The organism is Arthrobacter sp. PsM3 (assembly GCF_030433895.1).
Taxonomy (GTDB): Bacteria; Actinomycetota; Actinomycetes; order Actinomycetales; family Micrococcaceae; genus Arthrobacter.
On record NZ_JARUXE010000029.1, the window covers coordinates 36,664 to 58,549 of the forward strand.

The following is a 21,886-nucleotide window of genomic DNA, read 5'->3' on the forward strand; positions in this document are numbered from 1 at the left end:
CCGACGCCGGTGCGGCCCACTTTAAGTGGCCGCACCGGCGTCGGCTTTCCACCCAACAGGCCCAAAGTGACCTAGAGTGGAACATGTCACGGCTCCGTCCCGGAGGGATCGTCCGTGATTCCAGTAACGGGTGCAGCGCTGCGCGGGAGATCGACAGAGCCGGCAGCAAGATACTAAAAGGGGTTCACATATGGCTCGGATTGGCGAGAGCACGGATCTGCTGAAGTGTTCTTTCTGCGGAAAGAGCCAGAAGCAGGTCCGGAAGCTCATTGCCGGGCCCGGCGTCTACATCTGCGACGAGTGCATTGAACTCTGCAACGAGATCATTGAAGAAGAACTCGCCGAAGTAGCCGACCTGGGCAGTTTCGAACTGCCCAAGCCCCGCGAGATCTTCGACTTCCTGCAGGAATACGTGATCGGCCAGGAGCCTGCCAAACGCTCGCTCGCCGTCGCCGTCTACAACCACTACAAACGCATCCAGGCCGGGCACGCCCCCAAGAGCGGAAGCCTCGCCGAGGGTGTGCACCACGACGACGTCGAGATCGCCAAGTCCAACATCCTGCTGATCGGCCCCACCGGCTGCGGCAAGACCTACCTTGCGCAGACCTTGGCCCGCCGCCTCAACGTCCCCTTCGCCGTCGCCGACGCCACCGCGCTGACCGAAGCCGGCTACGTCGGCGAGGACGTCGAGAACATCCTGCTGAAGCTCATCCAGGCCGCTGACTACGACGTCAAAAAAGCCGAACAGGGCATCATCTACATCGACGAGATCGACAAGATCTCGCGCAAGAGCGAAAACCCCTCCATCACCCGGGACGTCTCGGGCGAGGGGGTGCAGCAGGCCCTGCTGAAAATCCTGGAAGGCACGGTCGCCTCGGTCCCGCCGCAGGGCGGCCGCAAGCACCCGCACCAGGAATTCATCCAGATCGACACCACCAATGTGCTCTTCATCGTTGCCGGCGCCTTCGCCGGGCTCGAGGAAATCATCGGTTCCCGCTCTGGACGCAAGGGCATCGGATTCGGGGCGCCGCTCAATGAGGTCAAAAACAACACCGACTCCTACGGCGAAGTCATGCCCGAGGACCTGCTGAAGTTCGGGCTGATCCCGGAATTCATCGGCCGGCTCCCGGTCATCACCACGGTTTCCAATCTGGACCGGGCGGCGCTGATCCAGATCCTGTCCACCCCGAAGAACGCCCTCGTGAAGCAGTACCAGAAGATGTTCCAGCTCGACGGCGTCGAACTGGTCTTCGAGGAGGAAGCGCTGAACACGATCGCCGACCAGGCGCTCGAACGCGGCACCGGCGCCCGCGGGCTCCGCGCCATCATGGAGGAAGTCCTGCTCCCCGTGATGTTCGACCTGCCCAGCCGCGACGACATCGCCACCGTCATCATCACTGAGGACGTCGTCTCCACGAAGGCAGCGCCCACGCTGATCGCCCACGACGTCAAGCGCCGCAAGTCCGCCTGATCCGGAATAAACACGCGGCACCCATCGCTGTCACCTGTGACGTGCCAAGCCGTTGAGCCGGCGCAGCGCACCATTTCCCGCAGACTTCCCTAGGAGATCACCTGTGTCTGAATCCCTGAACAAGCAAGCAGAGACCACAGCAGAGACCAACAGCGCGGACTTCTGGTTCGACCCGATGTGCCCGTTCGCCTGGGTGACGTCCCGCTGGATCGGCGAGGTGGAAGGCGTCCGCGACATCCGCACCGAATGGCACGTTATGAGCCTGGCCGTGCTGAATGAGGGCCGTGACGAACTGCCCGAGGAGTACAAGGAGTTCCTGGTTAAGGCCTGGGCCCCGGTGCGTGTGATCACCGCTGCCGCCGAGCAGCACGGCCCCCAGTACGTCAAGGCGCTTTACGATGCCATGGGCACCAAGATCCACAACGAGGCCAACAAGGACATCGCCGAGGTCATCGCGAAGTCCCTCGCTGAGGTGGGCCTGCCGGCGGAACTGGCGGCGGCGGGGGAAAGCGAAAAATTCGACGCAGCCCTGCGCACAAGCCACGAGGCCGGGATCACCCTGGTGGGCCAGGACGTGGGCACACCTGTCGTCTCGTTCAACGGGACTGCTTTCTTCGGCCCCGTACTGACCCGCATCCCGCGGGGCGAGGAAGCCGGGCGCCTGTGGGATGCCTCGGTGGCCCTGGCGTCGTTCCCGTACTTCTTCGAGATTAAGCGCAGCCGGACCGAAGACCCGGTCTTCAACTAGCGCCTCCCGCCGGGCGCAGAACGGCGCTTCCGGGCAGCAACGGGCCCCGCAAGAACTACTTCGATGTAGTTCTTCCGGGGCCCTTGCGCATCCGGAACGACGGGAGAACAATTGAATTTACCCACTTCGAAAGAAGCGGGACGCAGGAACCAAAGATTCAGTGACACTCATCCGACGCAGCCTTCGGCAAAGTCAGATGATGGCTACCAGTGACGAGGTAGGAAGACCTGAAAATCTAAGGATCTTGCCAGATTGCCTAAGACGTCACGTGGCAATCGAAAAGTCGAAGCCCCACCAACGGCAACACGCTGATGGGGCTTCCCCTTTGCCTAAAAACAGCCCGGCCTAAAAACAGGCCGGCCCAAAAGCAGCCGGCCCAGGAACTGGCCAGTGAACAGGGTGCCCATGAGCAGTGAGCCCATTGCCAGCTACGCGCTGCTGTCCGACTGCTCCTCCGCGGCGCTGGTCAGCGCGTCCGGTTGCGTTGTCTGGCTGTGCTTCCCGCGTTTTGACAGTCCCTCGGTGTTCGGACGGCTGCTGGGCCAAGAGGCGGTGTTCTGGTCGACCGGCCCGTCGGCGCGCACACCGTTACCCGCCGCTACCTGGGCCCGACGATGGTGCTCGAGAGCCACATCGGCCTGGTCAATGCCGTCTGGGGCATTAGCGAAGCGGAACGGCAACGCCCGGGTCCCGGCGCCGGGCAGCGGAAGGAAGTGCCCTGAGCGGATCCGAAGGAACAAGCCCGGTGGCGCCGCTGTTGCTTCCAGTGGCAGGGCATCGGTCCCGGTGCCGGGAGCCCCAGGCATCCCGCACGGTGGTGTCCTGTGTCCCGTGCCCATCTGCGAACATTGGAGCGACATGCCCATCACAGCCCACCTTGACCTGTTCCTCAAAGCGGAATCCCTGCCCACCGCGCCCGCCGTGCTACGCGACGTCCTCACCGATACGCGGGCGTTTGACGGATGCCTCGGCGTCGAGGTGCTGGTCGACAGCACCGATCCGGCGCACTTTCTTGTGGTGGAACAGTGGGCGTCGCTGGAACAGGACTCCGCCTACCGCGCGTGGCGGGCAACCGACGACGGCGCGAGCGGGCTGGGAGAACTCCTGGCCGCACCGCCGGTGCTGACGCGCTTCGAGACCTCCTTCGGGGTCTGAGCCCCCCTGTGTCGCTGCGTCGTGTCGTTGCCTGGTGTCGTTGCGGCCGCCGCTATGCCTGCGCGGGCCCCTCGGCCGGCGCCAGGACTACGTCGCTGACGGTCAGCTCGCCGTCTCCGCCCACCAGGGTCAGCTCCCGGGCGTTGGCGGCTGCCTTGAGGTCGGCCAAGCCGGCCTTCAGCTGCATGGTGAGCGAGTCCGGGGCGGTAATGGTCGCGGACAGCACCTCGGTGCGCTGTTTGACCTTTGCCTCGGACTTGGCCTTGCGGATGCCGCTGAGTGCGGTCCCGACGGTGGCCAGCAGGCTGGTGTCGCCGTCGATCGCGATGGCGGACGGCCACGCGGCACGGTGCACGGAGCCGGCCCGCCACCAGCTCCAGACTTCCTCCGTGGCGAAAGGCAGGAAGGGGGCGAAGAGCCGCAGCAGCGTGTCCAGGCTCGTTGCCAGCGCTGCCAGGACGGAGGCCTGCTCGGCCTCACCCGCGGCACCGTAGGCACGGTCCTTGATGAGCTCCACGTAGTCATCGGTGAAGTGCCAGAAGAAGCTCTCGGTGATCTGCAGCGCCCGGGCGTAGTCGTAGTTCTCGAACGCCTTCGTGGCCTGCTCGACCACGTCGGAGAGCTGGGCCAGTACGGCCCGGTCCAGGGGGTTGCTGAGCACGGAGAGATCCCCGGAAACCACGGAGTTCTCGGTGGCGCCCAGGTTCAGCACGAACTTCGAGGCATTGAGCAGCTTGATCGCGAGCCGGCGGCCGATCTTCATTTGCGCGATCTCGTAGGCGGTGTCCGCGCCCAGCTTGGCCGAGGCCGCCCAGTAGCGGACAGCGTCCGAGCCGTACTCCTCCAGCACGTCGGTCGGAACGATCACGTTGCCCTTGGACTTGGACATCTTCTTGCGGTCCGGGTCCAGGATCCAGCCGGAGATGGCGGCGTGTTTCCAGGGCGCGGAGTCCTGCAGGGCGTCGGCGCGCACCGCGGAGGAGAACAGCCAGGTCCGGATGATGTCGTGACCCTGCGGGCGCACGTCGAAGGGGTAGACCTTGGCGAAGAGCGCCTCGTCGGTGCTCCAGCCGCCGACGATCTGCGGGGTGAGCGAGGACGTCGCCCAGGTGTCCAGCACGTCGGCGTCGCCGGTGAAGCCGTCCGGCACGTCACGCTGGGTTTCCTGGTACCCGGGGGCCGCGTCCGCTGCGGGGTCCACCGGGAGCTGCGCGTCGGAGGGCACGATCGGAGCTGCGAAGTCCGGGTTGCCGTCGGCGTCCAGCGGGTACCAGACCGGTACCGGCACACCAAAGAAACGCTGGCGGGAAACAAGCCAGTCGCCGTTCAGCCCGGAGATCCAGTTCTCGAAGCGGGAGCGCATGAACGCGGGGTGGAAATCGATCTCGTGGCCGCGGGCAATGAGCCGCTCGCGGCGTTCCGCGTCGCGGCCGCCGTTGCGGATGTACCACTGGCGGGAAGTCACCACTTCGAGGGGCTTGTCGCCCTTCTCGAAAAAGTTCACCGGGTGCATGATCTTCTTCGGCTCACCCTCGAGAAGGCCGGCGGTGGTCAGGAGTTCCACCACGGCTTCCTTGGCGCTGAAGACCGTCTTGCCCGCGATCGCCCCGAAGCTGGCGCGGCCTTCGGCGGTGGTGATCCACTCCGGGGTGTCGCCGATGATGCGGCCGTCGCGGCCCACAATCGCGCGGGTGGGCAGCTGGAGTTCGCGCCACCAGGTGACGTCGGTGAGGTCGCCGAAGGTGCAGACCATGGCGATGCCGGAGCCCTTGTCCGCCTTGGCAAGCGGGTGGGCACGGACCTCCACCTCGACGCCGAAGAGCGGGGAGGTGACCTTCTTGCCGAACAGCGGCTGGTACCGGGCGTCGTCGGGATTCGCCACGAGGGCGGCGCAGGCGGCCAGCAGTTCCGGGCGGGTGGTCTCGATGTAGATTTTCTCGCCGTCTTCGGTGAAGAACGGGTACCGGTAGTAGGCGCCCGCGACCTCGCGGTCCTCGAGCTCGGCCTGGGCCACGGCGGTGCGAAAAGTGACGTCCCACAGGGTGGGCGCCTCGGCCATGTAGGCGTCGCCGGCGGCGAGGTTCGCCAGGAAGGCGCGCTGGGAGATGGCCCGGGACTTGTCATCGATCGTGCGGTAGGTCAGGTCCCAGTCCACGGACAGGCCCAGCGTCTGGAAGAGGTTTTCGAAGACCAACTCGTCCTCGACGGCGAGTTCCTCGCAGAGTTCGATGAAGTTCCGGCGCGAGACGACGTCGAAGTCGCGCTGGTTCTTGGCGGGCTCGGCGGGCGGCCGGTAGCCGGCGTCGTACGCGGTGGTCGGATCGCAGCGCACACCGTAGTAGTTCTGCACGCGGCGCTCGGTGGGCAGGCCGTTGTCGTCCCAGCCCATCGGGTAGAAGACGTTCTTGCCGTTCATGCGCTGGTAGCGCGCCAGGACGTCGGTCTGGGTGTATGAGAACATGTGGCCGACGTGCAGCGAACCAGACGCGGTGGGCGGGGGAGTGTCGATCGAGTAGACCTGCTCCCGGGTGGTGTCCGGGTTGAACTTGTAGGTCCCTTCGTCAAGCCAGCGCCGGGTGAGGGCGTCTTCCAGCCCCTCCAGGGCGGGCTTGTCCGGAACGTTGATGGGGGCAGTGGTGGGCGTGTCTGTACCCTGAGTGTCTTCAGCCATGGGGCAATTCTTCCACGGTCCGTCCCGGGAGGCCGCCGTCGCCTGCCGCCGGCGCTGCAGTAGCATGCGCAGATGGGCAATTCTCAGGGAAGTTCTGCCGGACGTTTCGCCATCAAGCGCATCTATGACGAACCCGCCGACGACGACGGGTGCCGGGTGCTGGTGGACCGGCTCTGGCCGCGCGGGGTCAGCAAGGAACGCGCGCAGCTGGACCTATGGCTCAAGGACGTGGCGCCGTCCCCGCCGCTGCGGACCGAGTTCGCGCACATGCAGGAGCGCTTCGCCGGCTTCCGCGCCGCCTACGAGGCGGAGCTCGACGGCAACCCCGCCGTGCAGACGCTGCGGGACCTGGCCGCGGAACACGGGAAGGTGACGCTGCTGTTCGGGGCGAGGGACCCGGAGACCAACCATGCCCGGGTCCTGCAGGAGTTCCTGGCGCGGGACTGACCCGAATTCACCCGGGTTCATCCGGCTTCATCCTGTTTATCCTGCGGGGGCCCGGCGGGGTGCCCGGGGCCTTGCCGTTAGGGTGGTGCCATGACTGAAGGAATCCAGAACCAAGCAGCAGTTGTCACCGGCGCCAGCACCGGGATCGGCGAGGCCACCGTCCGTGCGCTCCGGACCGAGGGCTGGACGGTGTACGCCGTCGCCCGCCGTGCGGACCGGTTGGCGGCGCTCGCCGCGGAAACCGGTGCCGTCGCGCTTCCGGCAGACGTGACCGACGACGCCGACGTCGCCCGGCTGGTGGACGAGGTGACCCGCGCCGGCGGCATCGACACACTCATCAACATCGCCGGCGGCGCCCGCGGCGCCGACCGGGTGGCCGAGGCCAAAACCGAGGACTGGGAATGGATGTTCGAGGTCAACGTCCTGGGCACCATGAAGCTCACCCGGGCGTTCCTCCCGATGCTGCGCGCCTGCGGTGAAGGCACCGTCCTGAACCTGACATCGACGGCGGGACTGTCCGCCTACGAGGGCGGCGGCGGCTACAACGCAGCGAAGTTCGCCCAGCACGCGCTCACCGGCGCACTGCGCCTCGAAGAGGCCGAGCACAACCTCCGCGTCATCGAGGTGGCGCCCGGCCTGGTCCAGACCGAGGAATTCGCGCTGAACCGCCTCGGCGGCGACCAGGCGGCCGCCGAGAAGGTCTACCAGGGTGTCGAGAAGCCGCTCACCGCGGCGGACGTCGCCGACGTCGTCCGGTACGCCGTCGTGGCACCGCACCACGTCAACCTCGACCAGATCGTGATCCGCCCGGTTGCCCAGGCCGCCAACTACAAGCTAATCCGCAAGGCCTAGCCTCCGGGGGCGCTGCGCAGACCGGGCGCCGGAGCAGCAACGCGGGCGCGGAGCGGCAACGCCGGGGTACCTGAGCAGCAACACCGGGGGTACCTGAGCAGCAACGCGGGGTACCTGAGCAGCAACGCGGGGTCACATACAGCCCATAAACGGGGGGATTAGGGACTGTAAGTGACCCCGCGTTGTTTGGTCTAGCCGGTGGCCGGGACGCTCAGCGTCGCCATGATGGCCGCGTGGTCCGTGCCGGGCACGCGGTGCACCGCATAGTTGGCGCTGAGCACCGAGGGGCTGGCCACCAGGTGGTCGATCGTGATGCCGGGGAGGGCATGGTCCTCCATCGGCCAGGTGGGGACCAGGCGTGAGCCCTGAAGCATGCCCACGTCCACCATTACCCGGCCCCCGCTCTGCAGGAGCCGGCGGAATTCGGCGTGGTCATAGCTGGCGTTGAAGTCGCCGGCCAGCACCAGGTTGCCGGGCCGGGAGACCAGCTGGCCAAGAGCCGCGAGGTCACTGCGCCACTTCGGCAGGCCCACGCCCACGGGGGCACGGGTATGGACGTTCGTCAGTTCCACGACCGCGCGCTGCCCGCGGGACTCCGCGGTGACCCGGATCAACGGCATCGGGAAGTGGGAGCCGGGTACCTTCCCGGTGGCCGCCAGCCCGTGGACGGAGTAGACCGCATTCCCGGCGGCGCCCCCCGCCGGAGCGCTGATCCTGTTCGGCAGCAGCGTGGCCAGCCCTGCCGCTGCCAGCCGGTCTTCGAGCGCTTTGGTGTACTCCTGGATTGTCAGCACGGTAATGCCGTTCTCGCGGACCAGCCGGACGATTTCCGCCGCGTCCGCTTGGCCGAGCTTCGCGTTGAGGCTCATCGTCCGCAGCTCCACCGTGTCATGTGCGGCATCCGGCGCCGCCCGGGCGTAGTCCAGCGGGACCAGCCAGAAGAGTTGCACGGCCACGAGGCCGGCCGCGGCGCCCGCCATCCACCGGCGACGGCCCAGCACCGCGAACAGCAGCGAGGCGCCGGCCGGCAGCACCAGCCACGGGGTAAAGGAGACCAGCTGGACCACGGTGGTGGGCCATTCCCGCGGCACGGCGCGGAAGCATGAGACCACCACGACGGGGGCCGCGGTGAGCCCGGCCATGATCCGCCAGCCGGCGGCAGCCCGGCCGGCAGGCATTCGCGGGGCAGCGCGGCCCCGTGACCGCAACATCATGGGATTCAGTGTAGGCAGTGCGGGCCCGTGACAGTTGTTAGACTTCTGGTAGCAGCTTTGACCCGGCCATCACCGGTGAGCTTCCGGAAGAACGCCCCGACGCCGCAACTTTGATGAAAAGATGCGCGCCAGGGCCGGTAGAACCGGACGGGTAAGCCCGTCACAGCAGTAATGAGCGGCCGGCGCCGGAGCTCTGTCCCACCACAGGGGCCAGGCGGCGGTAAGTGAGGTGGTACCGCGGTGCCGGTGTTGTCGAAAGACAGTGCAGGGGCCGTCCTCGCATCCTGAATGAATCCATTTGTTCACCAGCTCAACCCAGGATGTCGAGATGACTTATTACCCGAAGGCCTCCGCCGCACCTTCCGGCGCAGGCGCCACCGACTCTGCTTCCAGCCCCTCCGGTGTGTCGGCCTCCGTGAAGTTCCCGGAGATCGAAGAACGCATCCTCAGGTACTGGGATGAGGACGGCACTTTCCAGGCCAGCATCGACCAGCGGGACTCTGATCTTCCTGGCGGCAAGCCCGGCAGCAACGAGTTCGTCTTCTATGACGGGCCCCCCTTCGCCAACGGCCTGCCGCACTACGGCCACCTGCTGACCGGTTACGCCAAGGACCTGGTCGGCCGCTACCAGACCCAGCGCGGCCGCCGCGTCGAGCGCCGCTTTGGCTGGGACACCCACGGGCTGCCTGCCGAGCTTGAAGCCATGAAGCAGCTGGGCATGACGGACAAGACCCAGATCGAGACGATGGGCATCGACAAGTTCAACGACGCCTGCCGCGCGTCCGTGATGAAGTACGCCGATGAGTGGAAGAGCTACGTCACCCGGCAGGCCCGCTGGGTCGACTTCGAGAACGACTACAAGACGCTCAACGTCGAGTACATGGAGTCCGTGCTCTGGGCCTTCAAGCAGCTGCACGAAAAGGGCCTGACCTACAACGGCTACCGCGTGCTGCCGTACTGCTGGAAGGACGAGACGCCGCTGTCCAACCATGAGCTCCGCATGGACGACGACGTCTACAAGAACCGCCAGGACCAGACCGTCACCGTCACCTTCCCGATCACCGCGGGGGAGTCGGAGCTGTCCCGGCAGCTCGCCGGCGTGCAGGCGCTCGCCTGGACCACCACGCCCTGGACGCTTCCCACCAACCTGGCGCTCGCCGTCGGGCCCGCCATCAACTACGTCGTCCTGCCGGCCGGACCGTCCGGCATCAAGGCCGCCGCAGCCGACGCCCCCGTCACCGGCAGCTTCCTGCTGGCCGCCGAGCTGCTGGGCGCCTACGCCAAGGACCTCGGCTACGGCGACGGCGCCGAGGGCGTTGCCGCCGCCGAGGCCGCCGTCACCTCCCGCCACACCGGCGCCGAGCTCGAAGGGCTGAGCTACGAGCCGCTCTGGGACTACTTCCACGACGCCGAAAAGTACGGCACCGAGAACGCGTGGCGCTTCCTCGTTGCCGACTACGTCACCACCACCGACGGCACCGGCATCGTGCACCAGGCCCCGGCCTACGGTGAGGACGACCAGAAGGTCTGTGAGGAGGCCGGCATCCCGGTGGTCCTGTCGGTGGATGAAGGCGCGAAGTTCCTGCCGCTTTTCGGCCACGGCGACCTCGCCGAAATCGCCGGGCTGCAGGTGTTCGAGGCCAACAAGCCCATCACCCAGGTGCTCCGTGCCCAGGGCCGGCTGGTCCGCCAGGCCAGCTATGAGCACAGCTACCCGCACTGCTGGCGCTGCCGCAACCCGCTGATCTACCGCGCGGTGTCGTCCTGGTACGTCGAGGTCACCAAGTTCAAGGACCGCATGTCCGAACTGAACCAGGAGATCAACTGGATCCCCGGCAACGTCAAGGACGGCCAGTTCGGCAAGTGGCTCGCCAACGCCCGCGACTGGTCCATCAGCCGCAACCGCTACTGGGGCAGCCCCATCCCGGTCTGGCAGTCCAGCGACCCGGACCACCCGCGCACCGACGTCTACGGCTCGCTCGCCGAGATCGAGGCGGACTTCGGCCGGCTGCCCATGAACAACGAGGGCCAGGTGGACCTGCACCGTCCGTTCATCGACGAGCTGACCCGCCCGAACCCGGACGACCCGCGCACCCCGGAAGAGGGCCAGTCGGTGATGCGCCGGGTCGAGGACGTCCTGGACGTCTGGTTCGACTCCGGCTCCATGCCCTACGGCCAGGTGCACTACCCGTTCCAGAACGAGGAATGGTTCGACACCCACAACCCGGCGGACTTCATCGTCGAGTACATCGGCCAAACCCGCGGCTGGTTCTACATGCTGCACATCCTGTCCACCGCGCTGTTCGACCGGCCGGCCTTCCGCAACGTCATCAGCCACGGCATCGTCCTGGGCTCGGACGGGCAGAAAATGTCCAAGAGCCTGCGCAACTACCCGGACGTCTCCGAGGTCCTGGACCGCGACGGCTCCGACGCCATGCGCTGGTTCCTGATGTCCAGCCCGATCCTGCGCGGCGGCAACCTCGTGGTCACCGAGCAGGGCATCCGCGACGGCGTCCGCCAGGTCATCCTGCCGCTGTGGAACGTGTACAGCTTCTTCACGCTGTACACCAACGCCGCGAACGCCGTTGACGGCAAAGCCTCCGGGTATGACGCGAAGCTGCGCTACGACGGCTACGCCGACACCCTGGACCAGTACCTGATGGCCAACACCGGGGACCTGGTCCGGAACATGACCGCGCAGCTGGATAGCTACGACATCTCCGGTGCCTGCGATGAACTGCGCAGCTACCTGGACATGCTCACCAACTGGTACGTCCGCCGCAGCCGGCAGCGTTTTTTCGACGAGAACGTCGATGCCTTCGACGCGCTCTACACCGCGCTCGAGTCGGTCTGCCGCGTCTCGGCGTCGCTGCTGCCGCTGATCTCCGAGGAGATCTGGCGCGGGCTCACCGGCGGGCGTTCCGTGCACCTGGCCGACTGGCCGGACGCTGAAGTGTTCCCGGCCAACCCGGGCCTCGTTGAGGCCATGGACCGGGTCCAGCAGATCTGCTCCACCGGATCCTCGCTGCGCAAGGCCGCGAACCTGCGGGTTCGCCTGCCGCTGCAGGAGCTCACTGTCGTGGCGCCCGGCGCGGACGCGCTGGCAGGCTTCGCCGCCGTCGTCGCCGATGAACTGAATCTGCGCTCGGTCCGGCTGCTCGACGCCGAGGCCGCCTCCCCGGAGGAGTTCGGCATCGAGCAGAAGCTCGTGGTGAACGCCCGGGCTGCGGGTCCGCGGCTGGGCAAGAACGTCCAGCAGGCCATCAAGGGCGCCAAATCCGGCGACTGGTCCGTGCAGACCATCGACGGTGTTGACGGTGTTGTTGTGTCCGGCGGCCTCGCCCTTGAGCCGCAGGAGTACAGCCTGGAAACCGTCGTGGCGGAGGCCGCGGAAGGTGAGGGGTCCCGCGCGGCTGCGGTCCTGCCGGGCGGCGGCTTTGTGGTCCTCAACACCGAGGTCACGCCCGAGCTCGAAGCCGAAGGGGCGGCCCGCGACATGGTCCGCGCCATCCAGCAGGCCCGCAAGGACGCCGGACTCAACGTCAGCGACCGGATCCACACCACGGTCACCGCTAAGCAGGACATCGTCGATGCCCTGCTGGCCAACGCCGAACTCGTCAAGACCGAAACCCTGACCATCGAGCTGGACACTGTTGCGGCCGACGTCAAGGAACCCCAGGTCAGTGTTGCCAGGAAAGTTGAGGCGTAGTCCATGACCGACGAATTCTCCGTAGAAAGCGTCTACGCCGAACTGCTGGGCCGGGCGCCGGAAAACAAGATGGAGCCGCGGCTTGCCCCGCTGCACCGGGCGATGGACATCCTGGGGGAGCCGAACAAGGCGTTCCCGATCATCCATGTCACCGGCACCAACGGCAAGACCTCCACTGCCCGCATGATCGAGGCGGGGCTGCGCGCGCACGGGCTAAGCACCGGGCGGTACACCAGCCCGCACCTGTCCAAGGTGACCGAACGGATCAGCATCGACGGCGCCCCGGTGCCGGATGAGACCTTCGTCCGGATCTGGGACGAAATCCGCCCGTATCTGGCCATCGTGGACAGCGAACTTGAGGCCGAGGGCCAGCCCCGGCTGACCTACTTCGAGTGCCTCACCATCCTCGGCTTCGCCGTCTTCGCCGACCAGCCGGTCAATGTCGCCGTCATCGAGGTGGGCCTGGGCGGCATCACCGATGCGACGAACGTCGGGGACGGCCAGGTCTTCGTCGTCACCCCGATTTCGCTGGACCACACGGACCTCCTGGGCGAAACCACGGAGGAGATCGCCCGCGAAAAGGCCGGCATCATCAAGCCCGGCGGCTTCCTGGTCAGCGCCGCGCAGCCCCGGGACGCGGCGCAGGTGCTGCTGGAAAAGGCCAAGGAAACGAACGTCCCGTTCCGCTTCGAGGGTGTCGAGTTCGGCGTAGAAGCCCGCACCGTCGCCGTCGGCGGCCAGATGGTCACCATCCAGGGCATCGCGGGCCGCTATGAGGACTTGCTGGTCCCGCTGCACGGCGCGCACCAGGCCGAAAACGCCGCCGTCGCGATCGCCGCGCTGGAGGCCTTCTTCGGCGCTGAAAAGGCGCTCGACGCCGAACTCGTGCAGGAGGCCTTCGCCTCGGTCACCTCGCCCGGACGCCTCGAGGTGGTGCGCACCGCGCCGACCATCATCGTGGACGCCGCGCACAACCCCGAAGGCATCCGGGTCTCCGCCGAGGCCATCCACGAGGCCTTCAGCTTCACCAAGCTTGTGGTGGTGGTCGGCATCCTGCGCGAAAAGGACGCCGAGGAAATCCTCCGCCAGCTCAAGGAATCCCTCGGCGACCTGGCCGCCGAATACTGCTTCACCCAGTCCAACTCGCCGCGCGCCGTCCCGGCCGAGGACCTCGCGGAACTCGCCGTCGAGCTGGGATTCGGCGAGGACAACATCCACGTCGCGGAGAAGCTCGACGACGCCCTCGAATGGGCGGTGGAACGTGCCGAAGCCAACGATGACCTCGCCGGCGGCGTCCTCGTCACCGGCTCCATCACGCTCGTCGCGGAAGCCCGGATCCTGCTCGGAAAGGCGGACGCCTAGACCATGGCGAAGCTCACTAAAGCCCAGCGCGAATGGCGCCCGGGCATGCCCAAGAAGCGCCGCTCCACCAAGGTCATGTTCGCCTCCACGGTGCTGCTGCTGGAAGCTTTTGTGGTGCTTTTCGGCACCCTCACCGTGTTCGGGCTGCGGCGGGACGAGTTCCCGCCGGTGCTGATCTTCTCCGTCGGGATCGCGCTGTGCCTCGTGTACGCCTTCACCTGCGCGGTGCTGACCAAGCCGTGGGGGGTGGCACTGGGCTGGATCCTGCAGATCATCCTGATCCTGACCGGCATCCTGGAGCCGGCGATGTTCGTGGTCGGAGGCCTCTTCGCAGTGGCCTGGTGGTACGGCATCCGCACCGGCATCCGGATTGACCGGGAGGCCGCGCTGCGGGAACGAGACCAGGCCGCCTGGGATGCAGCCCACCCAGAAGGCCAAAGCAACTAGACTTGTTTCCGAATCCCACCCACTACACATTGGAGCAGCTGTGAGCATTGAGCGCACCCTCGTCCTGATCAAGCCCGACGGCGTCACCCGCAACCTGACCGGCAGCATCATCGCCCGCATCGAAGCCAAGGGCTACACCCTGGCCGAGCTCAAGAAGGTCGACGCGAGCCGCGAACTGCTGGAGCAGCACTACGAGGAGCACGTGGGCAAGCCCTTCTACGAGCCGCTCGTCGAGTTCATGCTCAGCGGACCGGTCGTCGCCGCGATCTTCGAGGGCCACCGCGTGATCGAGGGCTTCCGCTCGCTCGCCGGCACCACGGATCCGACGACGGCGGCTCCCGGCACCATCCGCGGCGACTTCGGCCGCGACTGGGGCCTGAAGGTGCAGCAGAACCTGGTCCACGGCTCGGACTCCGTGGACTCCGCGGAGCGCGAGATCAAGATCTGGTTCCAGGGCTAAGTCCCGGCCCCCGCACCGGGGCCCACCCGCGCACCGAGGTGACAGTTAAGGCCAATGTTCAGAACGAACATTGGCCTTAACTGTCACCTCGCGCTGGTTAACGGCGATCCCGCGGCCTAATAGCCGGACGTCCCGATGAAGACCTGGATGAAAGCGAAGAAGATGGTGGCGACCACGGCCACGTAGAGCAGCGCGGAGATGATCCAGCCGGCGTCGCCCAGGACCCGGGTGGGGCCCGCAGGCAGCCGAATCACGCCGTGGCTCACGTTGCGGACGGTGACCCAGACGAACAGCGGAATCATTGCGGCCCAGACAACCATGCAGAACGGGCACAGGATGTGGATGGAGTACAGCGCCTGCGACCAGAGCCACACCACGAACGCGAAGCCCAGGGTGACGCCGGTCTGCAGCCCGAGCCAGTACCAGCGGGAAAAGCTCGCACCGGCGAACAAGCCCATGGCCGTGGTGATGATGACCGCGAACGCGACGATGCCCATGAACATGTTGGGGAAGCCGAACACCGACCCCTGCCAGGTCTGCATGACTTGGCCGCAGGAGATCCAGGGGTTCACATCGCACACCGTCACGTGGCTGGGGTCCTTGAGGACTGCCAGCTTCTCCAGCACCAGGGCTCCCGAGGCAAGCCAGCCGACGACGCCGGTGATCAGCAGGAGCCACGCGAACGGGCGGTCGCGGGTCATCGGAGGCAGCGGCCGGTCCGCCGCGGCCGTGCTGGAGCTTTGCTGCCTCGCGGCTGCCTCGCCGGTGGCACTGGAGATGCTGGGCATGAAATGAATGTCCTTCGGGTCGGTTGCAACTGGTCAGATTGTATCGCCGCTGGCTGGATGAAGACCGGAATGCGTTGTGCCGTCACCAGTGATTCGGTACACGTTGTGGGCCGGATGACTTGCTTACGCCTGCTTTGACGGGTCCTGTGAGACAATGATCGTGGCTGGAATCCGATCCACATCCGGATTCCGGTCCGGCGACTTTGTTCCCAAGACCGCCAATGATGAGCAGGGAGCTACGGATCCTCTGATCCGGGCTGTCCCGCAATGCCATTGGACGGCACCTGGTTGTGGCGTGTAGATCAACGGGTTTCAGAACAATTCCGCCGGCCCTCCAGGGCTGCCGCACCCCACTGCCGGTGCGAACCTGAGGGTATCCAATTGACTTCTGTCAATGCCTGCGGGTGTTGACAAATATTTGCCCCAACGGGTGCCGGATGTGGCGGCAGTCAGGGGCAGGAGTGTCGCCACATATGGATAATGACCAGGTTGTCACGGGCAACGAAGAAGCACTTGTTACCGCACCAGCAACAGAGACAGTTGACGCAGCAGCCGTAGCCACGCCGCCGAAGCGGCCGGTACGGACCCGCCGCAAGGCCCTTCCCAAGACCGGTGCCGCAGCGGACGCCGCAGTCCCCGCTGAGGGCACAGAGGCTCCGGCCGACGCAGCTCCCGCCGACGAAGCCAAGGCCAAGGCACCCGTCCGGCGCTCCCGGGCCCGCAAGGTCGCCCAACCGGCCGAACCCCTTCCGGCCTTCGCCCCGGAAACCGCGGCGCCCATCGCCGAGGCACCGGCAACAGAGACCCCAGCTGCAGAGACCCTGGCCGCCGAGGCCGCCGAAGTACCGGTCAAGAAGCCGGTCCGCCGCCGCGTCAGCCGCGCCAAGGCAGGTTCCCCCGTCGCGAAGACTCCCGCCGCGGAGGCTCCTGCTTTAGAAACTCCCGCCGTGGAAGCCTCCACCGCGAAGGCTCCCGCCGTCGAAGCCCCCGCCGCGAAAGCGCCGGCAGCGGGAGAAGCCGCAGTGGCACCGGAGGCCCCCGCAGCCGCCCCTGCCCCCGCCGCGGACACGGCCGCCCCGGTAGCGGAGACGCCTGCCGAAGCACCCTCCGCCTCCTCGCTCTTCATGGAGCCCGGAGCAGTCACCTCGATGATTTTCCAGGCCCCCGACCTGACCGCCGTCGTCCGCCCGGTCCCCGCCGCCGCCCCGGCCGCCGCGGCAGTGGCCGAAACGGAAGAAGAAGAAGGCGAAGAGGGCGAAGGCGAAGATGCCGGAAGCCGCCGCCGCCGCCGCAGCCGCGGCCGCCGCGGACGCAGCAGCCGCGGTTCCGACGGCGAGACCGGCGCCGGGACTGACTCCGAAGACACCGGGGACGAAGCGGAAGAAGGCTCCGAGGAACAGCTCGAAGAGGGCGTGACCTCGCGCCGCCGCCGCCGCCGCCGCCGTGGTGACCAGGACCTGGAACTGACCGGCGGGGAAGACAACGACCCGCCCAACACCGTGACCCGCGTCCGTGCACCCCGTGCGGCCACCGAGGCGCCGGTCAACAACCGCGTCACGTCCCTCAAGGGCTCAACCCGGCTCGAGGCCAAGAAGCAGCGCCGCCGGGAATCCCGCGATACCGGCCGCCGCCGCACCGTCATCACCGAGGCCGAGTTCCTGGCCCGCCGCGAATCGGTCGACCGGCAGATGATCGTCCGCCAGCGCGACGACAGAATCCAGATCGGCGTCCTCGAGGACGGCGTCCTGGCCGAGCACTTCGTCTCAAAGACCCAGCAGGACTCCCTGATCGGCAATGTGTACCTGGGCAAGGTCCAGAACGTGCTGCCGTCGATGGAAGCCGCCTTCGTCGACATCGGGCGCGGCCGCAACGCCGTGCTCTACGCCGGTGAAGTCAACTGGGAGTCCGTCAACCTCGAGGGCAAGCAGCGCCGGATCGAAAACGCGCTGAAGTCCGGCGACTCCGTGCTCGTCCAGGTCACCAAGGACCCGGTCGGCCACAAGGGCGCCCGCCTCACGAGCCAGATCTCGCTGCCCGGCCGCTACCTCGTCTACGTTCCCGGCGGCTCCATGACCGGCATCTCCCGCAAGCTGCCCGACGTCGAACGCAACCGCCTCAAGCGGATCCTCAAGGACCGGCTGCCGGAAAACGCCGGCGTCATTGTCCGCACGGCGGCCGAGGGCGCGTCCGAGGAAGAGCTCACGCACGACATCAACCGGCTGCGCGCGCAGTGGGAAGGCATCGAGGGCCAGTCGACCTCCACCAAGATCCTCGCCCCCGAACTGCTCTACGGCGAACCCGATCTGACCATCAAGGTGGTCCGCGACGTCTTCAACGAGGACTTCTCCAAGCTGATCGTCTCCGGCGAGGAAGCCTGGGACACCATCGAGGCCTACGTCACGTACGTGGCGCCCGACCTCGTGGGCCGGCTGGAGAAGTGGACCAAGGACACGGACATTTTCGCGGCCTGGCGCATCGACGAGCAGATCCACAAGGCCCTGGACCGCAAGGTCTTCCTGCCCTCCGGCGGCTCCCTCGTGATCGACCGCACCGAGGCCATGACCGTGGTCGACGTCAACACCGGCAAATTCACCGGCAGCGGCGGAAACCTCGAGGAAACCGTCACCAAGAACAACCTCGAAGCAGCCGAGGAAGTCATCCGGCAGCTCCGGCTCCGCGACATCGGCGGCATCATCGTCATCGACTTCATCGACATGGTGCTCGAATCGAACCGCGACCTCGTGCTGCGCCGCATGGTCGAGTGCTTGGGCCGGGACCGGACCAAGCACCAGGTGGCCGAGGTGACCTCCCTGGGCCTCGTGCAGATGACGCGCAAGCGGATGGGCACCGGGCTGCTGGAAGTCTTCGGGGAACAGTGCGAAACCTGCGCCGGCCGCGGCATCGTCACCCACGATGAGCCCGTCGAGCACCGCCGCGCCAACGTTGTTGCCGCGGAGCACCACGTTCCGCGGACCGAGCAACAGCCCGCTGCTCGGACGGAACGCAAGAGCCGCCGCCGCGGCAGGGGAGGCCAGGGCGCGGAGGAGCAGTCCGTCCCGGCAGCAGTCCACCCCGAGCCCACCGAGGCCGAACGCCACGCCAAGGCAGAGGCAACCCGTGCGGCGCTGGCGAACATCGCCGCAGCGGCGCACGCCGCGCACCTGCATGACGGGGAGACCCCCACCGCAGCCGACGCCGAGACCCGCCAGGCCGCCGTCGATGCAGTCGTCGAGCTGGCCGCAACGGAGGAAGCAGCCGGACGCCCCGCCGCCGTGCTGACATTCGGCGGCGAGCAGGTCGCCCTGCCGTTCGTCGAGCACGCCGACCAGGCGGGTTCGCCCGCGCTGACCCTGGACCTGCTGACGGAGGCGTTCGCCCAGCTGGGCGAGGCCGAAGCAGCCCAGGAACCGGCTCCCAAAACCGCAGCGGCGGCCCCGGCCCGGACCGCGGCGGCAGCCCCGGCGCGCGCCGGCGGAACCGGACCGGGACGCGCCCCGGCCCCGGGCTCCCAGACCGAAGCGGAAGCCGAGGCGGGGACCTCGCGCGCCCGCCGCGGCCGCCGCAACCGGAGCGCCAGCCGCGCCCAGGGTGCCGCCAACGAGACCTCGGTGGAACAGCGCCGGGAAACCCCGCACGCCGCTGCCGTATCGGTGCACGAGGCCAAGGTCCCGTCCGCAACAACGCCGGCCGCCAAGCCGGCCGCGAACGAGCCGATCATCCTCGGTGTGGGCGTTCCGGCTTCGGAGCTCTAATACCGGAACAGTTCATTACCGCCGCGGGTGCGGTCCGGACCGCGTAGCAATACGCACAGGTTCGGGCCGTGCCCGCGACTTCGTTAAGGGATGGGGTTAGGCTGGATCCCTGACACGGGGTGCCGCGCATCGGGCCGGCTGAGATCCAGACCCGTTGAACCTGTCCGGCTAGCACCGGCGAAGGGATGTCTCTCTTGACCACCGCCTCCCCGTTTCTTCCGCCTGCCCCCACAGCTGCGGCGCCCCGGATCCCGCGGGTGCTCGCGATCGCCGGCTCCGACCCCTCCGGCGGCGCAGGGATCCAGGCCGACCTCAAGAGCATTGCCGCACACGGCGGCTACGGCATGGCCGCCATCACCGCGCTCACCGCCCAGAACACCCGGGGCGTCAGCGCCGTCCACATCCCGCCGGCGGCCTTCCTGACCGCCCAGCTCGAAGCCCTCAGCCAGGACATCAGCATCGACGCCGTGAAGATCGGGATGCTGGGCGACGCCTCCGTGATCGACGCCGTCCGCAACTGGCTGGAGAAGGCGCGCCCCGGCGTCGTGGTGCTGGATCCGGTGATGGTGGCGACAAGCGGCGATCGGCTGCTGCAGGAGGCCGCAGAGGAGGCCCTGCACACGCTCCTGCCCTACGCGGACCTGATCACGCCCAACCTCGCCGAGCTCGCGATCCTGCTCAAGGAACCGGCCGCCGGGGACTGGGCTGCGGCGCTGGAACAGGGCAAGCGGCTTGCCGCCCAAACCGGGACCACGGTCCTGGTGAAGGGCGGACACCTCGACGGCGGCGCCGGCGCCGGGGACAACCCCGCCTCCCACGGGGGGTGCCCCGATGCGCTGGTTAACACCGGCGGACTCCTCGCCCGGGACGTTGTGGTGGTACCGGGGGAGCGGGTGCCCACCCGCAACAGCCACGGCACCGGGTGTTCGTTGTCCTCGGCGATGGCCACGGTGCAAACCAGGGTGGGGGACTGGGAGGCGGCGCTCCGCGAGGTCAAGCCCTGGCTGCAGGAAGCACTGCGCAGCTCGGAGAGGCTCGACGTCGGGACCGGCAACGGCCCGGTCCACCACTTCCATCACGTCCAGCAGCAGACCGAGGACCATCGCAGGACGGGCAGTGCGCCGGCCGAAGGGCAGTTCGCTGCCGCCCTCCGGGACGCCGCAACCGCCGACCTGACAGCGATCTACTCCCTGGACTTCATCCGGGCCCTCGCCGACGGGTCGCTGCCGGAGCACGAGTTCGCCTACTACCTTTCCCAGGACGCCCTCTACCTGAACGGCTATTCCCGGGTCCTGGCCCGTGCCGCCGCCATCGCCCCCTCGGAGGCCGAGCAGCTCTTCTGGGGCCGCTCCGCGCAGAACTGCCTCGAAGTGGAGTCGGAGCTGCACCGGACCTGGCTGAGCACCCGCACGGCCGACGTGACACCGGGGCCGGTCACCAAGTCCTACGTGGACCATTTGCTGGCCGCCTCCGTCTCCGGCAGCTACGCGGTGCTGGTGGCCGCCGTGCTGCCGTGTTTCTGGCTTTACGCCGAGGTCGGGGAGACCCTGCACGCGCAGTTCCTCGCAGCGGGAGCGCCGGAGTCGCATCCCTATGCGGTGTGGCTGCGCACCTATGCCGATGAGGAGTTCGCCGCCGCCACCCGGCAGGCCGTCGCCTACACCGACGCTGCGGCACGCGCGGCGTCGGGGAGCGAACGGGACGCCATGACCCTGGCCTTCCGGCAGTCCGCCCGCTACGAAGTCGATTTCTTCGACGCGCCGCGGCTGCACGCCTGACCAGGTGGGCCCGCGGAAGCCTGTACGATAGGTGGGCACGGTTCCGGAAGTCGTTGCGGCAAGGCCCTGTCCATACAGAGTGGCGCCTATCACGTACCTTTCTTCGGAACCAGCCTCATTTGCGGCCGAAGGCAAAATTAGCGTAGTCTAGATCTTCGGTGCTTACGCCAACACTTGGGTTATGACCTTGAGGACGCTCCACTTGAATTTAAGTGCGAATGTCCACGGGATAGCTCATGGGTCCCCCCGGGGAACCCACCGGCGTAGAGGCACAGCGTGAGCCGGACCAGAAGTTTTGGACCCAGGTTCCGCACGCAAATCTAGTAATAAACGTCGAGAGAAGTGAGTTCCCCAGTGGTGTACGCGATTGTCCGCGCAGGCGGCCGCCAAGAGAAGGTTTCCGTTGGAGACTTCGTTACCCTGAACCGCGTCCCCGGTGGAGCCGGCAGCACCTTTGAGTTGCCCGCACTGCTCCTGGTGGATGGTGACAAGGTCACGTCTGCAGCTTCGGACCTGGCCAAGGTAAAGGTTACGGCTGAGATCCTTGAGGACCTTCGCGGTCCCAAGATCGTCATCCAGAAGTTCAAGAACAAGACCGGCTACAAGAAGCGCCAGGGTCACCGTCAGGAATTGACCAAGGTCAAGATCACCGGTATCAAGTAACTACTCGTTACTGTTCAGGTTTTCAGCAGATTCCCCAGAATTTTAAGGCAGGCATTTCCAAATGGCACATAAAAAAGGCGCGAGTTCCACTCGCAACGGTCGTGACTCGAACGCCCAGTACCTCGGCGTCAAGCGCTTCGGCGGCCAGGTAGTTTCCGCAGGCGAAATCATCGTCCGCCAGCGTGGCACCCACTTCCACCCGGGCGCCGGCGTTGGCCGCGGCGGCGACGACACCCTGTTCGCACTGACCCCCGGCGCTGTCGAGTTCGGCACCCGCCGCGGTCGTCGCGTCGTGAACATTGTGACTGCTGCAGCTGCAGAGTAACAACAAGTCTTAAAACGGTGGGGCGGGCCATTAGGTCCGCTCCA

The 21,886-nt window shown here is 67.1% G+C and carries 16 protein-coding genes, 1 pseudogene and 1 riboswitch; of the genes and pseudogenes, 14 read left to right on the forward strand and 3 right to left on the reverse strand.

What is annotated here, in order from left to right; genetic code table 11:
* Nucleotides 1-190: 190 nt before the first annotated feature.
* The 4 genes and pseudogenes from clpX to QCD75_RS15600 all read left to right on the forward strand — a co-directional run bounded on the left by clpX (nucleotide 191) and on the right by QCD75_RS15600 (nucleotide 3,374).
* Nucleotides 191-1,471 carry an ATP-dependent Clp protease ATP-binding subunit ClpX gene (clpX, locus tag QCD75_RS15585; protein ID WP_226761218.1) on the forward strand — a complete coding sequence of 427 codons (1,281 nt, stop codon included), beginning with the start codon at nucleotides 191-193 and terminating at the stop codon, nucleotides 1,469-1,471.
* 103 nt (nucleotides 1,472-1,574) lie between these two features.
* Nucleotides 1,575-2,219 carry a mycothiol-dependent nitroreductase Rv2466c family protein gene (locus QCD75_RS15590; protein WP_301230175.1) on the forward strand — a complete coding sequence of 215 codons (645 nt, stop codon included), beginning with the start codon at nucleotides 1,575-1,577 and terminating at the stop codon, nucleotides 2,217-2,219.
* A 405-nt stretch (nucleotides 2,220-2,624) separates the two neighbouring features.
* Nucleotides 2,625-2,780 (forward strand): annotated as a pseudogene (locus tag QCD75_RS15595) (trehalase-like domain-containing protein); the annotation flags it as partial.
* A gap of 297 nt (nucleotides 2,781-3,077) precedes the next feature.
* A complete protein-coding gene (locus tag QCD75_RS15600) occupies nucleotides 3,078-3,374 on the forward strand; it encodes a putative quinol monooxygenase (RefSeq protein ID WP_301230210.1) in 297 nt (98 codons plus the stop codon).
* Between the two features lie 52 nt (nucleotides 3,375-3,426).
* Here the strand turns inward: QCD75_RS15600 and valS are convergent, their stop codons facing one another.
* Complete coding sequence (valS, locus tag QCD75_RS15605) at nucleotides 3,427-6,045, reverse strand: valine--tRNA ligase (protein WP_301230177.1); 2,619 nt, start codon at nucleotides 6,043-6,045, stop codon at nucleotides 3,427-3,429.
* A 72-nt stretch (nucleotides 6,046-6,117) separates the two neighbouring features.
* Between valS and QCD75_RS15610 the strand changes: the two genes are divergently transcribed.
* Nucleotides 6,118-6,492 (forward strand): DUF488 domain-containing protein, encoded by a 375-nt coding sequence (locus QCD75_RS15610; protein WP_301230179.1) that lies wholly within the window; start codon nucleotides 6,118-6,120, stop codon nucleotides 6,490-6,492.
* A gap of 90 nt (nucleotides 6,493-6,582) precedes the next feature.
* Nucleotides 6,583-7,344 (forward strand): SDR family oxidoreductase, encoded by a 762-nt coding sequence (locus tag QCD75_RS15615; RefSeq protein WP_301230181.1) that lies wholly within the window; start codon nucleotides 6,583-6,585, stop codon nucleotides 7,342-7,344.
* A 191-nt stretch (nucleotides 7,345-7,535) separates the two neighbouring features.
* Here QCD75_RS15615 and QCD75_RS15620 read toward each other — a convergent pair whose 3' ends face one another.
* Nucleotides 7,536-8,558, reverse strand: coding sequence for an endonuclease/exonuclease/phosphatase family protein (locus tag QCD75_RS15620; protein ID WP_301230183.1), 1,023 nt, complete (start codon nucleotides 8,556-8,558; stop codon nucleotides 7,536-7,538).
* A 328-nt stretch (nucleotides 8,559-8,886) separates the two neighbouring features.
* Here QCD75_RS15620 and ileS point away from each other — a divergent pair, with 328 nt between their 5' ends.
* The 4 genes from ileS to ndk are packed head-to-tail and all read left to right on the forward strand — an operon-like array spanning nucleotide 8,887 to nucleotide 14,536.
* Nucleotides 8,887-12,267: an isoleucine--tRNA ligase gene (ileS, locus tag QCD75_RS15625; RefSeq protein ID WP_301230185.1), complete on the forward strand. Its 3,381-nt coding sequence runs from the start codon at nucleotides 8,887-8,889 to the stop codon at nucleotides 12,265-12,267.
* Between the two features lie 3 nt (nucleotides 12,268-12,270).
* Complete coding sequence (locus QCD75_RS15630; RefSeq protein WP_301230187.1) at nucleotides 12,271-13,629, forward strand: bifunctional folylpolyglutamate synthase/dihydrofolate synthase; 1,359 nt, start codon at nucleotides 12,271-12,273, stop codon at nucleotides 13,627-13,629.
* A 3-nt stretch (nucleotides 13,630-13,632) separates the two neighbouring features.
* On the forward strand, nucleotides 13,633-14,076 hold the full coding sequence (locus QCD75_RS15635; protein ID WP_301230189.1) for a DUF4233 domain-containing protein: 444 nt from the start codon (nucleotides 13,633-13,635) through the stop codon (nucleotides 14,074-14,076).
* 40 nt (nucleotides 14,077-14,116) lie between these two features.
* On the forward strand, nucleotides 14,117-14,536 hold the full coding sequence (gene ndk / locus QCD75_RS15640) for a nucleoside-diphosphate kinase (protein WP_226761098.1): 420 nt from the start codon (nucleotides 14,117-14,119) through the stop codon (nucleotides 14,534-14,536).
* A 116-nt stretch (nucleotides 14,537-14,652) separates the two neighbouring features.
* On the opposite strand, the gene QCD75_RS15645 is transcribed toward ndk, so the two are convergent.
* Nucleotides 14,653-15,324: a vitamin K epoxide reductase family protein gene (locus QCD75_RS15645; protein ID WP_301230192.1), complete on the reverse strand. Its 672-nt coding sequence runs from the start codon at nucleotides 15,322-15,324 to the stop codon at nucleotides 14,653-14,655.
* 473 nt (nucleotides 15,325-15,797) lie between these two features.
* Here QCD75_RS15645 and QCD75_RS15650 point away from each other — a divergent pair, with 473 nt between their 5' ends.
* The 4 genes from QCD75_RS15650 (at nucleotide 15,798) to rpmA (ending at nucleotide 21,842) form a co-directional block, all read left to right on the forward strand.
* The gene (locus QCD75_RS15650) at nucleotides 15,798-19,076 is read left to right on the forward strand and encodes an Rne/Rng family ribonuclease (RefSeq protein WP_301230194.1); all 3,279 of its coding nucleotides are present in this window, start codon (nucleotides 15,798-15,800) and stop codon (nucleotides 19,074-19,076) included.
* A gap of 105 nt (nucleotides 19,077-19,181) precedes the next feature.
* Nucleotides 19,182-19,279, forward strand: a riboswitch (TPP riboswitch).
* On the forward strand, nucleotides 19,262-20,854 hold the full coding sequence (locus QCD75_RS15655) for a bifunctional hydroxymethylpyrimidine kinase/phosphomethylpyrimidine kinase (RefSeq protein ID WP_301230196.1): 1,593 nt from the start codon (nucleotides 19,262-19,264) through the stop codon (nucleotides 20,852-20,854). Its footprint overlaps the riboswitch before it by 18 nt.
* Nucleotides 20,855-21,208: 354 nt before the next feature.
* On the forward strand, nucleotides 21,209-21,517 hold the full coding sequence (gene rplU / locus QCD75_RS15660) for a 50S ribosomal protein L21 (protein WP_024368343.1): 309 nt from the start codon (nucleotides 21,209-21,211) through the stop codon (nucleotides 21,515-21,517).
* Nucleotides 21,518-21,578: 61 nt separating this feature from the next.
* Nucleotides 21,579-21,842, forward strand: coding sequence for a 50S ribosomal protein L27 (gene rpmA / locus QCD75_RS15665; protein ID WP_120949928.1), 264 nt, complete (start codon nucleotides 21,579-21,581; stop codon nucleotides 21,840-21,842).
* Nucleotides 21,843-21,886: the final 44 nt, after the last annotated feature.

What these genes read in the sequence shown, in the direction of transcription:
- clpX (WP_226761218.1), top strand. Translation starts at nt 191, where the DNA reads ATGGCTCGGATTGGCGAGAGCACGGATCTGCTGAAGTGTTCTTTCTGC.
- rpmA (WP_120949928.1), top strand. Translation starts at nt 21,579, where the DNA reads ATGGCACATAAAAAAGGCGCGAGTTCCACTCGCAACGGTCGTGACTCG.
- ileS (WP_301230185.1), top strand. Translation starts at nt 8,887, where the DNA reads ATGACTTATTACCCGAAGGCCTCCGCCGCACCTTCCGGCGCAGGCGCC.
- QCD75_RS15600 (WP_301230210.1), top strand. Translation starts at nt 3,078, where the DNA reads ATGCCCATCACAGCCCACCTTGACCTGTTCCTCAAAGCGGAATCCCTG.
- valS (WP_301230177.1), bottom strand. Translation starts at nt 6,045, where the DNA reads ATGGCTGAAGACACTCAGGGTACAGACACGCCCACCACTGCCCCCATC.
- QCD75_RS15610 (WP_301230179.1), top strand. Translation starts at nt 6,118, where the DNA reads ATGGGCAATTCTCAGGGAAGTTCTGCCGGACGTTTCGCCATCAAGCGC.
- QCD75_RS15645 (WP_301230192.1), bottom strand. Translation starts at nt 15,324, where the DNA reads ATGCCCAGCATCTCCAGTGCCACCGGCGAGGCAGCCGCGAGGCAGCAA.
- QCD75_RS15630 (WP_301230187.1), top strand. Translation starts at nt 12,271, where the DNA reads ATGACCGACGAATTCTCCGTAGAAAGCGTCTACGCCGAACTGCTGGGC.
- QCD75_RS15615 (WP_301230181.1), top strand. Translation starts at nt 6,583, where the DNA reads ATGACTGAAGGAATCCAGAACCAAGCAGCAGTTGTCACCGGCGCCAGC.
- QCD75_RS15620 (WP_301230183.1), bottom strand. Translation starts at nt 8,558, where the DNA reads ATGATGTTGCGGTCACGGGGCCGCGCTGCCCCGCGAATGCCTGCCGGC.
- QCD75_RS15635 (WP_301230189.1), top strand. Translation starts at nt 13,633, where the DNA reads ATGGCGAAGCTCACTAAAGCCCAGCGCGAATGGCGCCCGGGCATGCCC.
- QCD75_RS15650 (WP_301230194.1), top strand. Translation starts at nt 15,798, where the DNA reads ATGGATAATGACCAGGTTGTCACGGGCAACGAAGAAGCACTTGTTACC.
- QCD75_RS15655 (WP_301230196.1), top strand. Translation starts at nt 19,262, where the DNA reads ATGTCTCTCTTGACCACCGCCTCCCCGTTTCTTCCGCCTGCCCCCACA.